14 protein-coding genes and 4 tRNA genes are annotated in these 18,943 nt (G+C 63.1%); 8 read left to right on the forward strand and 10 right to left on the reverse strand.

All coding sequences use genetic code 11. From position 1 onward, the window contains the following. Positions 1-122: 122 nt before the first annotated feature. The 5 genes from ABGT65_RS03170 to ABGT65_RS03190 form a co-directional block, all read right to left on the reverse strand. The gene (locus ABGT65_RS03170; RefSeq protein WP_346699710.1) at positions 123-2,519 is read right to left on the reverse strand and encodes a TonB-dependent receptor; all 2,397 of its coding nucleotides are present in this window, start codon (positions 2,517-2,519) and stop codon (positions 123-125) included. 140 nt (positions 2,520-2,659) lie between these two features. After that, a tRNA-Val gene (locus ABGT65_RS03175) sits at positions 2,660-2,734 on the reverse strand. A gap of 204 nt (positions 2,735-2,938) precedes the next feature. After that, positions 2,939-3,012 (reverse strand) — tRNA-Val (locus ABGT65_RS03180). Between the two features lie 67 nt (positions 3,013-3,079). Then, positions 3,080-3,154, reverse strand: a tRNA-Val gene (locus tag ABGT65_RS03185). A gap of 203 nt (positions 3,155-3,357) precedes the next feature. Further along, a tRNA-Asn gene (locus tag ABGT65_RS03190) sits at positions 3,358-3,434 on the reverse strand. 199 nt (positions 3,435-3,633) lie between these two features. Between ABGT65_RS03190 and ABGT65_RS03195 the strand changes: the two genes are divergently transcribed. From ABGT65_RS03195 to ABGT65_RS03210, 4 genes are all read left to right on the forward strand, one after another. Beyond that, positions 3,634-4,680 (forward strand): DUF1573 domain-containing protein, encoded by a 1,047-nt coding sequence (locus ABGT65_RS03195; protein ID WP_346699711.1) that lies wholly within the window; start codon positions 3,634-3,636, stop codon positions 4,678-4,680. Positions 4,681-4,698: 18 nt separating this feature from the next. Then, a complete protein-coding gene (locus ABGT65_RS03200) occupies positions 4,699-5,583 on the forward strand; it encodes a sulfide/dihydroorotate dehydrogenase-like FAD/NAD-binding protein (RefSeq protein ID WP_346699712.1) in 885 nt (294 codons plus the stop codon). 11 nt (positions 5,584-5,594) lie between these two features. Next, positions 5,595-6,980: an NADPH-dependent glutamate synthase gene (gene gltA / locus ABGT65_RS03205; protein ID WP_346699713.1), complete on the forward strand. Its 1,386-nt coding sequence runs from the start codon at positions 5,595-5,597 to the stop codon at positions 6,978-6,980. A 64-nt stretch (positions 6,981-7,044) separates the two neighbouring features. Beyond that, positions 7,045-7,734 (forward strand): lipocalin family protein, encoded by a 690-nt coding sequence (locus ABGT65_RS03210; protein WP_346699714.1) that lies wholly within the window; start codon positions 7,045-7,047, stop codon positions 7,732-7,734. A 101-nt stretch (positions 7,735-7,835) separates the two neighbouring features. On the opposite strand, the gene ABGT65_RS03215 is transcribed toward ABGT65_RS03210, so the two are convergent. Together ABGT65_RS03215 and ABGT65_RS03220 are read right to left on the reverse strand one after the other, a co-directional pair. After that, a complete protein-coding gene (locus tag ABGT65_RS03215) occupies positions 7,836-8,870 on the reverse strand; it encodes a glycosyltransferase family 9 protein (protein WP_346699715.1) in 1,035 nt (344 codons plus the stop codon). Beyond that, positions 8,854-9,459, reverse strand: a complete 606-nt coding sequence (locus ABGT65_RS03220; protein ID WP_346699716.1) for a DUF4254 domain-containing protein — start codon at positions 9,457-9,459, stop codon at positions 8,854-8,856. The genes ABGT65_RS03215 and ABGT65_RS03220 overlap by 17 nt, the downstream gene beginning before the upstream one ends. Positions 9,460-9,534: 75 nt before the next feature. On the opposite strand from ABGT65_RS03220, the gene ABGT65_RS03225 reads away from it, so the two are divergent. The 4 genes from ABGT65_RS03225 (at position 9,535) to ABGT65_RS03240 (ending at position 13,991) form a co-directional block, all read left to right on the forward strand. After that, positions 9,535-10,539 carry a glucosaminidase domain-containing protein gene (locus ABGT65_RS03225; protein ID WP_346699717.1) on the forward strand — a complete coding sequence of 335 codons (1,005 nt, stop codon included), beginning with the start codon at positions 9,535-9,537 and terminating at the stop codon, positions 10,537-10,539. 92 nt (positions 10,540-10,631) lie between these two features. After that, positions 10,632-11,318: a hypothetical protein gene (locus ABGT65_RS03230; protein WP_346699718.1), complete on the forward strand. Its 687-nt coding sequence runs from the start codon at positions 10,632-10,634 to the stop codon at positions 11,316-11,318. A gap of 166 nt (positions 11,319-11,484) precedes the next feature. Next, positions 11,485-13,521 (forward strand): S9 family peptidase, encoded by a 2,037-nt coding sequence (locus ABGT65_RS03235; RefSeq protein ID WP_346703049.1) that lies wholly within the window; start codon positions 11,485-11,487, stop codon positions 13,519-13,521. Then, a complete protein-coding gene (locus ABGT65_RS03240) occupies positions 13,518-13,991 on the forward strand; it encodes a methylated-DNA--[protein]-cysteine S-methyltransferase (protein WP_346699719.1) in 474 nt (157 codons plus the stop codon). The genes ABGT65_RS03235 and ABGT65_RS03240 overlap by 4 nt, the downstream gene beginning before the upstream one ends. Before the next feature lie 122 nt (positions 13,992-14,113). On the opposite strand, the gene ABGT65_RS03245 is transcribed toward ABGT65_RS03240, so the two are convergent. The 3 genes from ABGT65_RS03245 to nuoL are packed head-to-tail and all read right to left on the reverse strand — an operon-like array spanning position 14,114 to position 18,937. After that, positions 14,114-15,541 (reverse strand): NADH-quinone oxidoreductase subunit N, encoded by a 1,428-nt coding sequence (locus ABGT65_RS03245; protein WP_346699720.1) that lies wholly within the window; start codon positions 15,539-15,541, stop codon positions 14,114-14,116. Positions 15,542-15,547: 6 nt separating this feature from the next. Beyond that, complete coding sequence (locus ABGT65_RS03250; RefSeq protein WP_346699721.1) at positions 15,548-17,032, reverse strand: NADH-quinone oxidoreductase subunit M; 1,485 nt, start codon at positions 17,030-17,032, stop codon at positions 15,548-15,550. A gap of 12 nt (positions 17,033-17,044) precedes the next feature. Beyond that, the gene (gene nuoL, locus ABGT65_RS03255; RefSeq protein WP_346699722.1) at positions 17,045-18,937 is read right to left on the reverse strand and encodes an NADH-quinone oxidoreductase subunit L; all 1,893 of its coding nucleotides are present in this window, start codon (positions 18,935-18,937) and stop codon (positions 17,045-17,047) included. Positions 18,938-18,943: the final 6 nt, after the last annotated feature.

Raw genomic sequence — 18,943 nt, forward strand, 5'->3', positions numbered from 1 at the left:
ATTCCCTGCTGTTCTCATGTTGTCCGGACCGAACACCGGAAGTGACCCGTTCGAAAGCGAACCGGTCCGTCACCGATCCGCCCCAACCAGACCCGGCCCCGCTCTTTCCGGCCCCGGGTCGCCTAAAACTCGACCGTGATGCCCAGCGTCGGCAGCAGCGTGCCGCTCACCTGTTCGATCGGCTTCATGACATATTTCTGCTCCCCGACCGGCGCCTCGGGATTCGCAATCACCCCGGTCGACATCCAGACATCCGGCGAACGGTACTTGCTCACCGTAACGTTCTGCAGGTCGATGTAGAAACCCAGCATGCAGCGCTTGAAGTAGAAAACCTTGTCGAGGCGCACGTCCAGTTGCGCGAAGGCGTCGAGCCGTCCGGCGTTGTACTGCGTGTAATCGTAATAGGGGCGTCCCTGGGCATCCCAGGCCGCCACGAGCGACGACTTCTCCTCATCATAGGGCGTAAAGGGCGCTCCGCCCACGGCGCTCAGCTTCGCCCCGAAACTCCAGTGGCGCGGGAAATCGTAGGTACCGCTGATATTCACCACAAAGCGGTTGTCCCAGGCCGAGGCGATCCACGGCGCCGACGAGTTGTTACGATACTCCGAGCGGTAGAGCGTCACCGACCCCACGACATTCAACCGCCCGGGGATCTGCCACCGCGCCATCGCCTCCAGGCCGTAGGCGCGCCCCTGCGCCGACGATACCAGCGCCTCGTTGCCCACCGTGCCGTAATCGTCGCCCTTGCACGAGAGCGGAATCCCGTCGACAAGCGACAGCGGAACGTTGCCGTAGCGTTTGTAGAAGCCTTCAAGGGTGACGATCAGCCGGTCGCCGTGGCGCCAGTCGAACCCGGCACTGAAAGCCCCGACGTGCATGTACTCCAGCGAACGGTTCACGAAGGCCTCCGCCTCACGGAATCCCAGGGCCGTGTAGGGCGGCAGCTGGTAATAGAGCCCGGCGGCTCCGCTCACCGACCAGGCGTCGCTCAGTGCATAGGAGACCGATGCCCGGGGCGACAGCTGCCGCCAGAAGCGCGCCATGCGTCCCGAATAGTCGCAGCCGTCGGTGCGCAGTCCCGCCGAAGCCTTCAGCCGCTTGTTCGGCGAAACGTACTCCGACGAGACAAAGAGGCCCCAACCGATGATCCCCAGCCGGGTACGGTAGTCGGAGAGCATCGATTGATCCGCCGCGTAGAGCCGCTGGAAGGTCCGGTTCGTATAGTTGGACCAGGTCAGTTCGACCCCCTCGCGCACCGACCAGCTGCCCAGGTAGGTGCGGTTCTCGCCCCGCAGCGTGCTCTTCTGCTCCACGGAGCGCAGCCGCAGCATCAGGTTCTCCTCCGACGAAGAGTCGTTGTTCCGATATTTCAGGTTGCGGTTGTTCAGGTAGTTGTGGCTCAGCGTCACCGTCTGCACGTGCCGCCCGGCGTAGTGCCGCCACACGGCCCCCACCGTAAAGGTCTCCTGCCGGATCCGCGGCAGGTAGCTCAGCAGGTATTCGGCATCCTCGCCCTCCTCGTCGACGTTGAGCTTCATGTTGTCGATCCCGGCCAGCCCCAGCACCGTCAGTTCGTCACGCTCCGAGAGGCGCGTCTTGATCTTCACCTGTCCGTCGATGTAGTTCGGCAGGAAGGGGAGCCCCAGCAGCTTGAAGAGCATCTGCAGGTAGGACTGCCGCAGCGAAAAGAGATAGGTGGTCTTCCGGCCGATATGGCCGCTGCCGCTCACCCCCACCTCCGAAGCGCCCAGCGTCGCCTTGAAGGTCTGCCGCTCGGGGTTTCCGTCGCGCAGCTGGAAATCCAGCACCGAACTCATCGCTCCGGCGCGGTCGGCCGGGAAGGCCCCCGTATAAAAGCTGATCTCCCGCACGAGGTCGGCATTCACGATGCTCACCGGACCGCCCGTGGCGCCCTGCGTGGCGAAATGGTTGATGTTCGGGATCTCGATGCCGTCCATGTAGAACTTGTTCTCCGAGGGTCCGCCGCCCCGCACGATCAGGTCGTTGCGGTAACCCACGGGCGAAAAGGAGACGCCCGGATAGGAGCGCACGATGCGCGAGACATCGCGGTTCGAACCGGGGCTCTTCTCGATCTCCTGCAGGCCGATAACCTTCAGGCTCACGGGACTCTCGGTCGTTACGCGGAAGGGCGTCGGACGCACCGTCACGGCCTCGACCTGCGTGGCATCCTCGTCGAGTTCGACCTCGATGAAGGGTGTGGCGGCCGAAACCAGGTATTCGGGAGTCGTCGTGCTCCTGTAACCCATCGAGGAGACCGTCAGGCGCCAGATGCCGGGTTTTACCCGTTCGATCCGGAAACGCCCCAGCGAATCGGTCGAAACGCCGGTCCGCTCCTGCCCGGCCAGCACCACGGCGGCATAGGGCACCGGCTGGCGGGTCAGACGGTCGATCACCCGCCCGCTGACGGGATAGACGGCCGACTGCGCCCGGACTTCGGGCCCTGCAAACACCGCAAGGAGGCCGCAGAGTACAAGAAGATGGATTTTCAGCAGTTTCATACGGCAAAGATAGCGCATATTCGAATGGAATGTTTCGCCGAAACCGGACAAACCTCCGGAGGAGGCCCGTTTCCCGGAGCCGAGGTCCGCAAAAATCGGGTAAAAAAATATCGCCGTCCCATGCTGAGGCGGCGATCCTGTGGGAGCTGAGGGAGTCGAACCCCCGACCCTCTGCTTGTAAGGCAGACGCTCTGAACCAACTGAGCTAAGCTCCCCGTTCGGTTTGCAGGTGCAAATATAGTACAAATAAATCATACCAGCAAATCCATTTCCCATTTTCCGGGGCTCTATTTTTCGGGGGCTTTCCCCGCGACCGGCAGAGGGGCCGGCGGAGAGGCTGCCGACGCTGCCGGAAGCGCAGAAGGTCAAAACCGGGCACAAAAAAAACGATCTGCAAAAGTGCAAACCGTTTCATTTTGTGGGAACATGCAGATTTGAACTGCAGACCTCCTGCTTGTCAAGCAGGCGCTCTGAACCCCTGAGCTATGCTCCCGATTTTTCCAAAGCCCCCCGCTTCAAAAAAAAAGCCCCTTGCATCGCTGTAAGTGGCTGTCATCGTGTGGGAGCTGAGGGAGTCGAACCCCCGACCCTCTGCTTGTAAGGCAGACGCTCTGAACCAACTGAGCTAAGCTCCCGTAAAAATGGCTTGGGACTGCAAAGGCAATCTTCCGAATTGCTGCTGCAACCTGTTCCGTGCAACGGATCGCACCGCGGATCTTCCTCCAGCGAACTCTCCGGTATTCCGTTTCGAGAAAGCGATCCTTCCGGACCCGCCCCTCTCTCTTCGGCCGCCCCTTGCAGACGTTTTGAAAGAACCTTTACGCAACCCTCGCGCATCTGGCGCCTGAACAAGGACTTGAACCTAGGACCCCATGATTAACAGTCATGTGCTCTAACCAACTGAGCTATTCAGGCATTCGATCCGGCTACCCTCCTCCCCGGTCTCCCGGTTGTTTCACCGGCCCCGGTTGTTTCACCGTTTCGGAGTGCAAATATATAGCAATTTTTCTTTCCCGCAAAATAATCGTACATTTTTTTCCAGAAAAAAGTATCTTTGCAGAAAATCATCAACTCCGAGAAAGAAATGGCCAAACAGATTATAATTCTCATTTTATTGACATTATACGGACTCCAGTCCCCGGCTCAGGGCTCGCTGACCTTCGATACGCCCCGCTGGGACTTCGGGACCATCCAGGAACTCGACGGCCCCGTGAGCCACACCTTCACGGGCGAAAACCGCGGCGACAAGCCCCTGGTGATCCTCGACGTGGTGACCTCCTGCGGCTGTACGGTTCCCCGCTTCTCGAAACGCCCGATCCTCCCCGGCGAAAAGACCGAAATCACCGTCACCTACGACCCCGCAAACCGCCCGGGAGTCTTCTCCAAAGAGCTGACGGTCTACTCCAGCGAGCGGAAAAAGATCGCCGCTCTCACCGTACAAGGCAACGTCGCACCGCGCCCGAAAAGCATCGAGGAGCTCTATCCGGTCGATGCCGGAGGCGGACTGCGGCTGGCCTCGACACTCAACGCCTTCGCCTATATCCATGTCGGGGAGCCGGTACAGGGGGCCATCGGCTACGTCAACGACTCCGACCGTCCGATCCGCCTCACCCTGCGGCCGCTGACCGTCAGCGGGCTGCTCCGCACGGAGGCCCCGGCCACAATCGCCCCCCGCGAACGGGGTTCGATCAACTTCTCGTACCTCATCCCCGCGGACCGGCCCCGTTACGGGACCCTGCGTGACGCCCTGGAGGTCGCGGTTGACGGCCGCAGCAACGGCACAACCCTCGTCACCCACGGAATCGGGGTGGACCCGCGGCCCGAAAACGAGGGAAAAGCGGGCCCCCGGAGCGAATATTCGGGAAATATCCTTAAATTCGGCCCTGTAAAACAGCGCGAAAGCGTCCGAAAACTCGGATTCACGCTCTCGAATACCGGCACGGCCGAGCTGATCGTCCGCGCCGTCGAGGGTGAGGGGCACGTGGCCACGACACTCGCTCCCGGCACCCGGATCGCTCCCGGCGATTCGCTGCGGGCCGAGGTCCTGCTCAACCCCAAGGACCAGGAGTTCGGCGTGCTGAGCGAACACCTCGTCGTGGTGACCAACGACCCGATCCGCCCCATGCGGCGGATCCGTGTCACGGCAATCATCGAAGAGTAACACACTAATTCATATATAATGTATCCCATTCTCGAAAAAAGACTCCTCGCAGAAGGCATCTGGCTGATGAAGATCCATGCCCCGCGCGTCGCCCGTTCGGCACATCCCGGACAGTTCGTCATCGTGCGGGCCGACGCTCACGGTGAGCGCATTCCGCTCACGATCTCCGATTTCAACGCCACGGAAGGCAGCGTCACCATCGTTACGCAGGCCATCGGGGCCTCGACGCGCAAGATCTGCGCCCTGGAGCAGGGTGAAGCCCTGGCCGACTTTGCCGGGCCGCTGGGCCGTCCGTCGGAGTTCGTGCACCTGCCCCTCGAAGAGTTGCGCCGACGCCGTTACCTCTTCGTGGCCGGAGGCGTGGGAACCGCCCCGATCTACCCGCAGGTCAAGTGGCTCCACGAACACGGTGTGCGCGCCGACGTCATCATCGGCGCCAAGAACAGCCGGATGCTCATCTACACCGACGCCATGCGCGCCGTGGCCGAAAACCTCTACATCGCCACCGACGACGGTTCGGAGGGGTTCAAGGGGATGGTCACGGGGATGATCGAGGAGCTCGTCGAACAGCGCGGCGAGCGTTACGACGAGTGCGTGGCCATCGGCCCGATGATCATGATGAAGTTCGTGGCCCTGACGACCCGCAAGTACAACCTGAAGACCACCGTCTCGCTCAACGCCCTGATGGTCGACGGTACGGGCATGTGCGGCGCCTGCCGCGTGACGGTCGGCGGGAAGACGCGCTTCACGTGCGTCGACGGTCCGGAGTTCGACGGCCACGAGGTCGATTTCGACGAAGCGATGCGCCGTCAGGGGATGTACCGCACCCAGGAGCAGCGCGCCGCAGCCATCGAGGCCGAACGCGAAGCGGGACACGTATGCAGAATCGGTTTGGACAAATAACAGCGTAAAACATGGCGAACAAGATACCGCGCGTGCCGGTGCGCGAACAGGATCCGGCAATCCGGGCAACCAACTTCGAGGAGGTCTGCTACGGCTACAACCAGGAGGAGGCTCTCCTCGAAGCCTCGCGCTGCCTGCGCTGCAAGAAACCCCGCTGCGTGGAGGCCTGCCCCGTGGGGATCAACATCCCCGAGTTCATCGCGGCGCTGCACGAGGGCAAACTGCAGGAGGCAGCCGACATCATCTCCGAGGACAGTTCGCTGCCCTCGATCTGCGGGCGCGTCTGCCCGCAGGAGACGCAGTGCGAGGGTTCGTGCATCCTCGGCATCAAGGGCGAACCGGTGGCCATCGGCAAGCTGGAACGCTTCGTCGGCGACTGGAAACTCGAACACGGCACCGCGGCGAAAGCAACAGCCGCCCGCAACGGCCGCAAGGTGGCCGTTATCGGCAGCGGCCCCGCCGGACTGGCCTGCGCCAGCGACCTGGCCCGCATGGGCTACGGCGTGAAGATCTTCGAGGCGCTTCACGAGGCGGGCGGCGTGCTGGTCTACGGCATCCCGGAATTCCGGCTTCCGAAGCAGCGGGTCGTGGCCCGCGAAATCGAGGAGGTGAAGGCGCTGGGCGTGGAGATCGAGACCGACGTCATCGTGGGCCGCACCGTGACGATCGACTCGCTGCTGGACGAGGAGGGTTACGATGCCGTCTTCATCGGCTCGGGGGCCGGGCTGCCGCGCTTCATGGGCATCCCGGGCGAGAACCTCAACGGCGTGGTCTCGGCCAACGAGTTTCTCACGCGCGCCAACCTCATGCACGCCTACGACGCCGAGTACGACACGCCGATCTATGTCGGGCAGCGCGTGGTCGTCGTGGGCGGCGGCAACGTGGCCATGGACGCCGTGCGCACGGCCAAGCGGCTGGGTGCCGACGCAACGATCGTCTACCGCCGTTCGGAGAAGGAGCTCCCGGCCCGCGTCGAGGAGGTCCACCACGCCCGGGAGGAGGGCATCTGCTTCCGGATGCTGACCAACCCCACCGAGGTGTTGGGCGACGAGCGCGGCTGGGTTCGGGGCGTGCGCTGCGTGGAGATGGAATTGGGCGAACCCGACGAGAGCGGACGCCGCTCGCCGGTCGTAAAACCCGGCTCGGAGTTCGAGATTCCCTGCGACGTGGTGATCATGGCGCTGGGCACCTCGCCCAACCCGCTGCTGGCCGCCACGACCAAAGGGCTCGAAACCTCGCGCCGCGGCTGCATCACGGCCGACGAGCACGGTGCCACGACCCGCAAAGGGGTCTTTGCCGGAGGCGATGCCGTGACGGGTGCCGCCACGGTGATCCTCGCCATGGGGGCCGGACGCACCGCCGCAAAGGCCATCGACGAATATATCCGGTCGCTGTGATACCGGGAGAGGGAAAAACCGTTATTTTTGCCGCGAAAAAACGACAATCAAAAAAGTCAGAACCATGAAAAACAGAAAACTGTGGCTGGCCGCCCTGGCTGCACTCGGGCTGGCGGCCTGCGGGGAACGGGAGCCCAAGACGTTCACGGGCTTCATCACCGACGCCACGATGAACACCGTCACGGTGCAGGATCAGTCGGCCGAATCGACCTACACGTTCTCGACCGAAGGGGCCGACCGGAGCGAAGCCCACGGGCTGCTCGTGGGGGCGCCGGTGGTCGTGGACTACAAGGGCCGTCTGGAGGAGGGTGCCCAGGCCCTGAAGGTGGCCACGAACCCCACCTATGCGGAGGCTGTCGGACGCTGGATGCTCTACGACACGGAGAATCCGGAGTTCACGATGGGAATCGACATCCGCGTCGAGGGCGAAGCCGCCTCGATCAACTCGGCGACGCTGGTCTACACGGGCTGGGAGCTGCTCGACGAGGCCGGGAAGATTCTGCTCAAGGGGCAGAGCATCGGCAACGGCGGAAGCTTCGACTTCTCCCAGACGGGCATCATCTCGAAGGATGCCGCCGGGAACTACACGCTGACGATCGAGGGGACGGAGATCGTCTACACCAAAGTATCCGAGGAGGCGGAGACTGCCGCTACGGAAGACGCGGAGGCGGCCGCAACGAAACCGGGCGCAGACGCGGAAGACGCTGATGCCGCTGCAACCCCGGAAGAGGAGACTACTCCTGCGCAGGAGTAGTTCGAGGATCGGCACGAAAGCAAAACAGCCCGCAGACTGATGCTGCGGGCTGCTTTATTGTTTTTTAGAGGGAGGGGGGGGTCACGGCCTCTTACAGCCCCTCAGGATCGCCGGGCGACCAGCCGTTCGACCCGTTCGACAACGGATTCGGGCGTGATGGCCGTCAGGCAGTGCCAGTCGCCGTAGCGGCAGGGCTTGCTGCCGAAGACCGAGCAGGGGCGGCAGTCGAAATCGGCCTGCACGATCCCCTCCTCCGGGACGCCGTAGCCGAGGAAACCCAACCCGGGATGGGTGGCGCCCCAGACCGAGACCACGGGAGTACCGACCAGCGCCGCAAGGTGCATGACCAGCGAATCCATCGCCACCACGCAGTCGAGGTTCGACACGAGTGCCATCTCCCCCGCCAGCCGGACCTTTCCGGCAAGGGCCGTCACATTGGGATACGTCCGTTCCATCTCCTCGGCAAAGGCCCGCTCGGCCCCGCCGCCGCTGTGGATGAAGACCCGGTCGAAACGTGCCGCAAGCAGCCCGACCAGTTCACGGCTCTGCGCTTCGGGGTAGGTCTTGCCCCGGTGGGCGGAGAAGGGGGCGAAGCCCACCCAGCGGCCCTGCTTCTCGCCGAAGGGATTTTCGAGCGTGCGGGGCTCGGCAGGCGCCGGGTCATCGAACACAAAGCCCAGCCGCCGGAAAACATCGCAATAGCGCAGCACGGTATGCCGCAGCGGCTCCATGCCGCGGCCGCCGCAGCGGATGAAGCGGCGTTTCTCGGCGCGTCCCTTGTCGATATGGGCCGTGGGGATGCCGTGCAGCCGCATCGAAAAGCGGAAGGCCTGCGAGCGCAGCACGTCGTGGACATCGGCCACGGCATCCACGCCGAGCCGTCGCGCCTCGGCGGCCAGGCACCACATTCCCCGCAGGGAGTGGTGCACACCCTTCGTATCGACCTCCAGGATCTCGACCCGGAGCCCCTCGAAGAAGGGACGGAAGAGTTTCTGCGTCGCCACGGTGACCTTCAGGTCGGGGTAGGCCGCGAGCAGCGCCCGCAGGGCGTGGGGCAGCATCGCCACGTCGCCCATGGCCGAAGTCCGCAGGACCAGCAGGTGACGGGGCAGACCGCCGTTATTTTTTCTGCCCATAGAGCACGGGGTTCAACGACGGGTCGTTGTACATCTTCATCTGCTTGTAGGTCTTCATGTATTTGCGCCCCGCCTCAATATCCTCGATCAGCTCCTCGATGGCCCGCGAAAGGTCCGTCTGCTGCGTGAGCAGTACCTCCAGCTTGCGGCGGCACGCCTCGCGGTGCGCCTCGTCGACATCCGTACGTTCGGTCTCCCGCGCCATGTGGTAGATCTTCAGCGCCAGGATCGACAGCCGGTCGATGGCCCACGCCGGGGTCTCCGTATTGAGCCGCGCATCGGCCGCCGGACGGATCTCCTTATATTTGTCCAGCAGGTAGGAGTCCACATACTCCACCATGTCCGTGCGGTCCTGGTTCGACTTGTCGATCCGCCGCTTGATCCGGAGCGCCTCCACCGGGTCGATCGCCGGGTCGCGGATGATGTCCTCCAGATGCCACTGCACGGTGTCGATCCAGTTCTTGTGGTAGAGCAGGTGGTCGAGCGTACCGGGTTCGTAAGGGTTCTCGATCGGGTGGTCCACATCGTCCCAACGGTGGTAGTCCTCGATGGAACGGTTGAAAATGCGGTTCGCGTTTTCGGTAAACATAGCTTCGGTTTTAGGGGAATATTGTTATTTTCAACGGAAAATTATACCTTTGTCGGTAATCATCAAACAAAGATAATGAATATTTCCAGAAAAGCAATACTCCTCGCCGGGATCCTCCTCGCCTGCACGGCCCAGCTCCCGGGCCAGGTGCGCCAGACCCGCGAAGAGTACATCGACCGATACATGCACATCGCCGTGGCACACATGGAGCGCTACGGAATCCCCGCCAGCATCACCATGGCTCAGGGAATCCTCGAATCCGACTGCGGAAACAGCCTCCTGTCGATGAAGTCCAACAACCACTTCGGCATCAAGTGCAAGACCAACTGGAAGGGCGAACGGGTCTATCACGACGACGACGCCAAGGGCGAATGCTTCCGCGCCTACCCCACCGTCGAAGCCTCCTACGAGGACCATGCCGAATTCCTCGACTCGCAGCCCCGTTACGATTCGCTCTTCGCCTACGCCTCCGACGACTACAAGAGCTGGGCCCGTGGCCTGAAGGCGGCCGGTTACGCCACGGCCTCCGACTACGCCCAGCGGCTGATCCGCATCATCGAGGAGAGCCAGCTCTACCTGCTCGACCGACCCAACGGCCAACAACTCTACGCCAAACGGTTCGGCCTGGAGCGCAATCCCGAAGAGTGGTTCTCGTCGCAGTCGAGCGTCGAGGAGGTCGCCCGCACCGAAACGGCCGTCGACCCGGACAACTACCGCGTGACGATCAACGCCCACGAGGGCTACAACGTCTACATGACCAACGGCGTGCACTACGTCACGGCCAAGGAGAACGACACCTATGAGAATATCGGCCGCAAGTTCCGCATCTCGGCCCGGAACCTGCGGAAGTTCAACGACCTGAAGGACAAGCAGGCCCAGCCGATGACCGGCGAGGTGGTCTACATCGAGCGCAAGAAGAAGCGCTGGGAGGGCAATGCCCGCCACCACATCTGCCGCCAGGGCGAGACGGTCTACGCCGTCGGGCAGTCCTACGCAATCCGGAGCCGCTCGATCGAACGCCTCAACAAGCTCAAACCCGGCGAACGGCTCGAGGAGGGCCGGCAGCTGCGGATCAAATAACCTCCGGCCGCAAAACGCATGAGAGCGCGGCTCCCAGCCCCGGACCGCCGCCCCGGCAAAACAGGAAACAACGACAGACCAGATACCAGACCATGGAAACAACCCCCTTGCGGGCCAGGATCCTCGATACGATCGTCCGCAAATCAACCCTCAAACAGAAGGTGTTCGACAATACGTTCGCAGCCTTCAACCTCTTGAAAGAGACCCTGCTGGAGATCGCCGCCGAGATGGACGACGAGCTCGACGGGAAACTCGACCGCCGCGTGCGGCTCGAATACCGAGACCGCGGGAAGTTCGAAGCCCAGCTGCAGGTGGCCAACGACCTGCTGATCTTCCAGATGCACACCGACGTCTTCGAATTCGACGCCAACCACCTCATCTGGCAGAACCCCTACGTGCAGGCCGACCAGGAGAACTCCTACTGCGGACTGATCAACATCTACAACTTCCTCTCCGATTCGTTCAAGTTCAACCGCAACGCCGACGAAGGATACCTCATCGGGCGGATCTTCATCAACCGCGAACGCCGCTACTTCGTCGAGGGAAAACAGCAGACCTCGATGCGGGCCATGAGCTTCGGAAAGGCCGAAATCGACCGCGACGCGCTGGTCGACGTACTGGAGGCCGCCATTGCCTTCTCGCTGAACTTCGACCTGCTGATGCCCCCCTACGAGGAGAACAAACGCGTCACGGTCGACCAGTTCAACACGAAGATGGACAACTCGAAGTTCGTCACCGGCAAGCGCCTGGGCTACGACTTCGAGGTCGAGGACATTTAACCCGACAGCTACAACAGAAACCGAGGAACAGCACTACACGATGAAGAGATTGACGACACGGAGCGCACGGCGTGCAGCCCAGGGGCTGTTCGCAGCGGCGCTCCTTTTCACGGCCGGCCCCGCCGCAGCCGAAGGAGAGTATGCCGAGATCGCCCGCCTGAAGGGGATGAACCAGACGGTGCGGGGCATCCGCTCGATGAACGACGGCGAACACTACACCGTCCTCGCGGGCAACGACATCCGCCGCTACGCCTATGCCTCGGAAGGCCCGGGCGAAAGCCTGCTTCCGTCACCGACGCCGAATCTGGCGATCTCCGACTATACGCTTTCGCCCGACGAGCGCTCGATCCTCATCGCCTCGGGACGTCACCCCATCTACCGACACTCCTACACCACGAGTTACTCGCTCATCCGCGACGGACGCGTCATCCCGGTTCTGCGCGACGCCGAGGCGCCGCGCGACGCTTCGTTCTCGCCCGACGGACGCCGCATCGCCTACTCCGACCACAACGACCTCTACGTCTATGACATCGAGACGCAGCGCACGCGCCGCATCACCGACGACGGACGCTGGAACGAGGTGATCAACGGCACGACCGACTGGGTCTACGAGGAGGAGTTCGGCATCACGCGCGCCTACGCCTTCTCGCCCGACGGACAGAAACTGGCCTATCTGCGTTTCGACGAGAGTCAGGTGCCCCTGATGGAGATGATGCGCTTCGACGGGAAACTCTACAACCGGGCCTACTCGTTCAAATACCCGAAGGCCGGGGAGGCGAACTCCGTGGTCCAATTGTGGATCGCCGACCTCGCAACGGGTGCGAAAACCCGGATCGACACCGGACCCGAAACCGACCAGTATATCCCCCGCATCGGCTGGACACCCGACGGACGGCCCTGGTACTACCGGCTGAACCGCCGCCAGAACACCTTCGAGATGGTGGTTTGCGAGCCCCACGGCGCCCAGCGGACGGTCTATGAGGAGCGCTCGCAGCAATACGTCGAACGGGTCGACGACAAGACCGTGACGTTCGTCGACCGCGACCGCTTCCTCGTGCGGCAGGAGAGCCATACGGGGTACATGCACCTCTACCTCTACAGCCTGCGCCGCGGCCTGCTCGAACAGGTGACCAGGGGGGCCTGGGAGGTGACCGACGTGGTGGGAACCGACGGCAAGCGCGTCTGGTACCTCTCGACCGAGACCTCGCCGCTGCGCCGCAACCTCTACAGCGTGCGGCTCGACGGGAAGGACAAACAGCGGCTCACGCAGGGCGAGGGCTACTACACCGTCTCGCCGAGCAAGGGGATGAAGTATTTCATCACGACCTTCTCGAACGCCACGACCCCCAACCTCACCGAAGTCCGCGACGCCGCAGGACAATGGCTCCGCACGCTGGCCGACAGCCGCGAGCTGCGGGCCGAACTGATGGCTGCGGACCGGCCCGTCAAGGAGTTCTTCACCTTCGTGACCGAACGCGGCGACACGCTCAACGCCTACCGCATCCTGCCCCGCGGGTTCGATCCCGCGAAGCGTTACCCGGTGCTGCTGACGCAATATTCGGGTCCCGGTTCGCAGTCGGTGGCCGACCGCTGGTCGATGGACTGGGAGGATGCCCTCGCCGAAAAGGGCTACATCGTGGTCTGCGCCGACGGCCGCGGCACCGGATTTCGGGGCGAGAAGTTCAAGAAACTCACCTACGGACGGCTCGGCGCCCTGGAGGTCGAGGACCAGCTCTCGACGGCCCGCTACATGGCTGCACAGCCCTGGGTCGACCCCGACCGGATCGGGATTTACGGCTGGTCCTACGGCGGTTTCATGGCCCTGAGCTGCGCCCTCAAGGGACACGGGCTCTTCCGCATGGCCATCGCCGTGGCTCCCGTCACCTCGTGGCGCTACTACGACACGATCTACACCGAGATCTACAACAACCTGCCGCAGTTCAATGCCGAAGGGTATGACAAATACTCCCCGATCCACTTTGCACAGATGCTCGACGACCGGCGCACCCGGTTGCTCATCATCCACGGCACGGCCGACGACAACGTGCATTTCCAGAACACCGTGGAGATGACCCGCGCCCTGAACCGAGCCGGGAAGCAGTATGACATGATGGTGTACCCCGATCAGAACCACTCGATGTGGCCCGACGCAACAGCACACATAAGACAGAAGATGATTGACTACACCCTGAAGAATTTATGACGCACTCCCTGCAACTCGAAACGCCCGTCGGACCGGTCACGGTGACGGCCTCGGACGATGCCGTCACCGGGCTCTGCTTCGGGACGGAGCTCCCGGAGGATTCGCTTCTCTGTCGGGAAGAGGATGCCACGCCGCTGCTGCGGGAAGCCGCCGCACAACTCCGGGAGTACTTCGCCGGAACGCGCCGGGCGTTCACCCTTCCGCTCGCACCGGCCGGCACGGCGTTCCAGCAGCGGGTCTGGAAGGCCCTGCGGACCATTCCCTGCGGAGAGACGCGCACCTACAAGCAGATCGCCGAACAGATCGGCCGCAACCGGGCTTACCGGGCCGTAGGGATGGCCAACAACCGCAATCCGATCGCCATCCTGATCCCCTGCCACCGGGTCATCGGCCACGACGGGCGGCTCACCGGATATGCCGGCGGGCTCGGCATCAAGGAGCGGCTGCTGGACCTGGAAAAAAAGCGATAGCCGCCCCCGCCATTGCGCCGCCGGACGATTTTCGGAAAGAACGTCATTGCGCCGCCGGACGGTTGCGGAAAAAGAGGGAAGACCCCGCGCGGGGTTTTCCCTCTTCTCGTCCGGCAGGCTCGTCAGAGCCCGAAGGAGAGGGCGTTGATGCCCTCGTAGACGGAGCTGACGAGCCCCAGCAGCAGCACGCCGGCCATGCAGAGAGCCAGGCTGATGCGCGTACCGACATCGCTGCGGAATGCGGCGATCGGCTCATCGGACGGGGTGATGAACATCGCCTTGACAATCAGCAGGTAGTAGTAGAGCGAGATCACCGTATTGAGCAGGGCGATGAAGACCAGCACGTAGAAACCGGCCTTGAAGGCCGCGGCAAAGACGAAGAACTTCGAGAAGAAGCCCGCGAAGGGCGGAATCCCGGCCAGCGAGAAGAGCGCCAGCATCATCATCACGGCCAGCCGGGGGTTGGTGCGGTAGAAGCCGTTGTAATCCTCCAGCGAGACCTTGCCCCCCGAGTGCTGCTCGACGGTCGACAGCACGCCGAAGACCGCGAGGTTCGCGGCCAGGTAGACCAGCACGTAGAAGACCAGCGAGGTCATGCCCTGAGCGCTGCCGCCGATAACGGCCAGCATGATGTACCCGGCCTGGGAGATCGACGAGAAGGCCATGAAGCGCTTCAGGTTCCGCTGACGCAGGGCGAAGAGGTTCGCCACGGTAATGCTCAGCACCGTGACGACCCACAGCAGCGTCTGCCACTCCTCGACCAGCGGTGCGAAGACCTTGACCAGCGTCGTGAAGAGCACGAACGCCGCAGCGGCCTTCGAGACCACCGAGAGGTACGACGTGACGGCCGTCGGGGCGCCCTGGTAGGCGTCGGCCGTCCAGAGGTGGAAGGGCACGAGCGAGATCTTGAAGCCCAGTCCCGAGAAGAAGAAGACCATCGACAGGATCACGAGCGGCGAGGCGGTCAGCCGGGCCGCCATGTCGTCGAAGTAGAGCGTGCCGGTCGTACCGTAGAGGAACGAGATGCCGAAGAGCATCAGCCCGCTCGAAAAGAGCGCGCAGAGGATGTATTTCGCCCCGGCCTCGGCCGAGTGGTGCCTGTACTTGTCGAAGGCCACCAGGCAGGCCATCGGCACCGAAGCCAGCTCCAGGCCGATGAAGAACAACAGGAAGTGCCCCGCCGAGATCATGAAGTACATGCCCAGCAGCGTCGAAAGCGTCAGGATGTAGAATTCACCCTGCTTGTGGTGCGTATCCTCGCGCCGCAGCCACGGGTCGGCCTGCAGGCAGACGATCAGCGCTCCGATCGAAAGGATGCTCTTCACCACGCCGTCCATCGCGGCGTAACGGAACATCCCGCCGAAGAGTTCGCCCTCCGGGCCCGGGATGAGATTCACCGCGACCTGCACGGCCAGCAGTCCGCATGCCACGGCCGAAAACCAGCGGCGCCCGCGTTTGCCCGCAAGGAGGTCGTAGAGGAAGAGAAGAATGAGGATCGCCGTGAGGGTCAGTTCGGCCCGCATCAGCGGAAATATCATCGTGTAATCCATAGTCGCTTAGCTCAAGATGTGTGCAATGAGTTCCGAGACGCTGCCGCGGATCAGGTCGCTCACCCACAGCGGCGCGAGTCCCATCCCGGCGATGGCCACGACGAGGCAGATGACCGCAAGGCGTTCGTCCCACGTGGCGTCGGAGAGTTTCAGGTGTTCGGGGTTTTCGCACGTGCCGTAGAGGATCCGCCCGACGACGCGCAGGATGTAGACCGCCGTGATGACGATCGACGTGCAGGCGATGACGGTCACCACGCGGTGGAACGTGTCGGCGTTCATGAAGGCGCCGTTGAAGATCGTCATCTCGGCCACAAAGCCGCTCAGGCCCGGCAGTCCGAGGTTCGCCAGACCGGCGATCACGTACCCCACGGCGAGGAAGGGCATCACCTTCATCAGACCGCTCAACTGGCGCACGTCGCGCGTGTGGGTGCGTCCGTAGATCATACCGATCAGCGCGAAGAAGAGCGCCGTCATCAGACCGTGGCTCAGCATCTGCAGGATGGCACCCGTCGAGGCCGTGGTGTTCATCATCAGGATGGCGAAGAGCACCAGCCCGCAGTGCGAGACGGACGAATAGGCGTTGATGTACTTCAGGTCGGTCTGCACGCAGGCCGAGAAGGCGCCATAAACCACCGAGATGGTCGTCAGGATGATGAAGATCCAGCTCAGCTCGTGGGCGGCGTCGGGCAGCAGGTACATCGCCACGCGGAAGCAGCCGTAGCCGCCGAGCTTCATCAGCACCCCGGCGTGGAGCATCGAGACGGCCGTCGGGGCCGAGGCGTGGCCGTCGGGGCTCCACGTGTGGAAGGGGAACAGGGCCCCCAGGACGCCGAATCCCACGAAAACCAGCGGGAACCAGATCCGCTGCAGCGCGACGGGAATGTTGTGCAGCGCGGCGATCTCCTGGACGTTCATCGTCGTGGCCCCGGCGCCGAAGTAGATGCCCAGAATGCCGATCAGCAGCAGCGCCGAACCGCCCATGAGCATCAGCGTCAGCTTCATGGCCGAATACTCCTTGCGGCCGCTGCCCCAGACGCCGATCAGGAGGTACATCGGGATCAGCGCCACCTCGTAGAACATGAACATCGTGAACAAGTCCACCGAGATGAAGAAGCCGAAGACCCCGACACTCAGCAGGCAGTACCAGAGGAAGTAGGCCTTCACGTCCTTCTGCATCTGCCACGAGGCGAAGGTTCCGGTGAAGACGATGATGGCCGACAGCAGGAGCATGGCCACCGAGATGCCGTCGACGCCCACGGCGTAGTGGATGTTGAGCGGGGCGTACCACACGACGCTGTCGGTCAGGAGCATCTGGGCCGTTTCACCCGCCTCGCGCAGCCCGAGGTAACGGAAGACGAGCACCACGGCCAGCGCCAGCAGCACCGACGCGCCCGTGACCATCACGGCATGGATCTGCCGCCGCGACTTCGAGAGCCACAGCCCCAGCATCATCACCAGGGGCACGGCAGGAAACAGGGATAGTATATTCATAACACGTTCCGATTAGCAGATGAGAAGAATCAGGATCGTCAGCCCCAGCGCACCGCCGAGGAACCACATGCAGTAGCGCTGCACACTGCCGCTCTGCATCTCGCGGATCAGGCAGGCGGCGCCGTTCGTGACGCTGGCCAGCAGGTTCAGGAAGCCGTCGACAACATGGCGGTCGAACCACGCAATCGGGGTCGAGATACAGGCGAAGATCACCCGGTGGGTGATGAACTGATAGATTTCGTCGATGTAGAAGCGGTGATAAGCCGCGCGGTGCAGACCGCTGAACCTTTCGGCCAGCCGGTCGGCCACGGGCTGCTTCTCCCGGGCGTACATCCACGTAGCCAGCGCAATGGCCGCCACGGCCACGCAGAGGCTGATGGTCGCCACGCCGCCGTCGATGTGGATCGTGTAGGCCAGCCCGTCGGACGAGACGAACTGTCCGAAGGGGATGAAGCCCGCCACGCAGGTTACGGCCGCCAGGACCAGCAGCGGAAGGGTCATCGTCACGGGAGCCTCGTGGGGCGTATGCGCGGCGTGGAGCTCGCGGTTCTCACGCCCCCAGAAGATGCCGTAGTAGAGACGGAACATGTAGAAGGCCGTCAGGCCCGCGATGGCCGTCATCACCCACCCCATGACGGGGCTGAACGCAAAGCAGGCCGTGAGGATCTCATCCTTGGAGAAGAAGCCGCTGAAGGGCCAGATCCCCGCGATGGCCAGGCACGCCACGAGGAACGTCGCGTGCGTCAGTGGCATATACTTGCGCAAGCCGCCCATCGCCGACATCTCGTTCGAGTGCACGGCGTGGATGATCGCCCCGGCGCCGAGGAAGAGCAGCGCCTTGAACATCGCGTGGGTGAAGAGGTGGAACATCGAGGCCATGTAGCCCAGACCGCCCGTGTGGGGGTCGTTCGACGTACAGACGCCCAGCGCCACGATCATGAAGCCGATCTGCGAAATGGTACTGAAGGCCAGCACACGCTTGATGTCGCTCTGCACGCAGGCCACCACGGCGGCGTACAGCGCCGTGAAGGCCCCGATATAGGCGGTCCAGTGCAGCACCTCGGGGGCATAGCCGATGAAGAGGGGGAACATCCGCGCCACGAGGTAGACCCCCGCGACGACCATCGTCGCCGCATGGATCAGCGCCGAAACGGGCGTCGGGCCCTCCATGGCGTCAGGCAGCCAGATGTGCAGCGGGAACATGGCGCTCTTGCCCGCACCGCCGATGAACATCAGCCCCAGGGCCAGCGGAATCATCGCACCGGCGGCGGCGATGGTCGTCGCGGCGGGCGTGAAGGTGAAGGTCCCGGCGTAGTAACCGTAGACGAGAATGCCGATAAGGAATCCCAGGTCGGCGAAGCGCGTCACGATGAAGGCCTTCTTCGAGGCGGCAATCGCCGCGGGTTTCGTGTAGTAGAAGCCGATCAGCAGGTAGGAGCTCACGCCCACCAGCTCCCAGAAGAGGTACATCTGGAAGATGTTCGTCGCCACGACCAGCCCCATCATGCTCATCGTGAACAACGACAGGAAAGCGTAGTAACGCTGGAAGCCCCGCTCGCCCTTCATGTAGCCCAGCGAGTAGATGTGGACCATGAGCGAGACCGTGGAGATCACCACCAGCATCATCACCGAGATCGGATCGAGCAGCACGCCCAGGTCGATGTGCAGGTCGCCCGCGATGGGCAGCCAGACCGTATTCCAGGGGATCAGCGTCGGGAAGGCCCCGGAGGCGTCACGCCCCGCTGCAAAATATTCGTAAGCCGTCGTATAGCTCAGCACCGTAACCACGGCCAGCACAGCCGTTCCGATGGCCCCCGCCACCACGGGCCGGAGCTTCATGCCTGCGAGCCCCAGCAGAAGGAAGCTCACGAAGGGCAGCAACAGAATCAAAATCGTATATTCCATAAGCTT

The sequence above is a fragment of the uncultured Alistipes sp. genome (assembly GCF_963931675.1).
Lineage (GTDB): Bacteria > Bacteroidota > Bacteroidia > Bacteroidales > Rikenellaceae > Alistipes.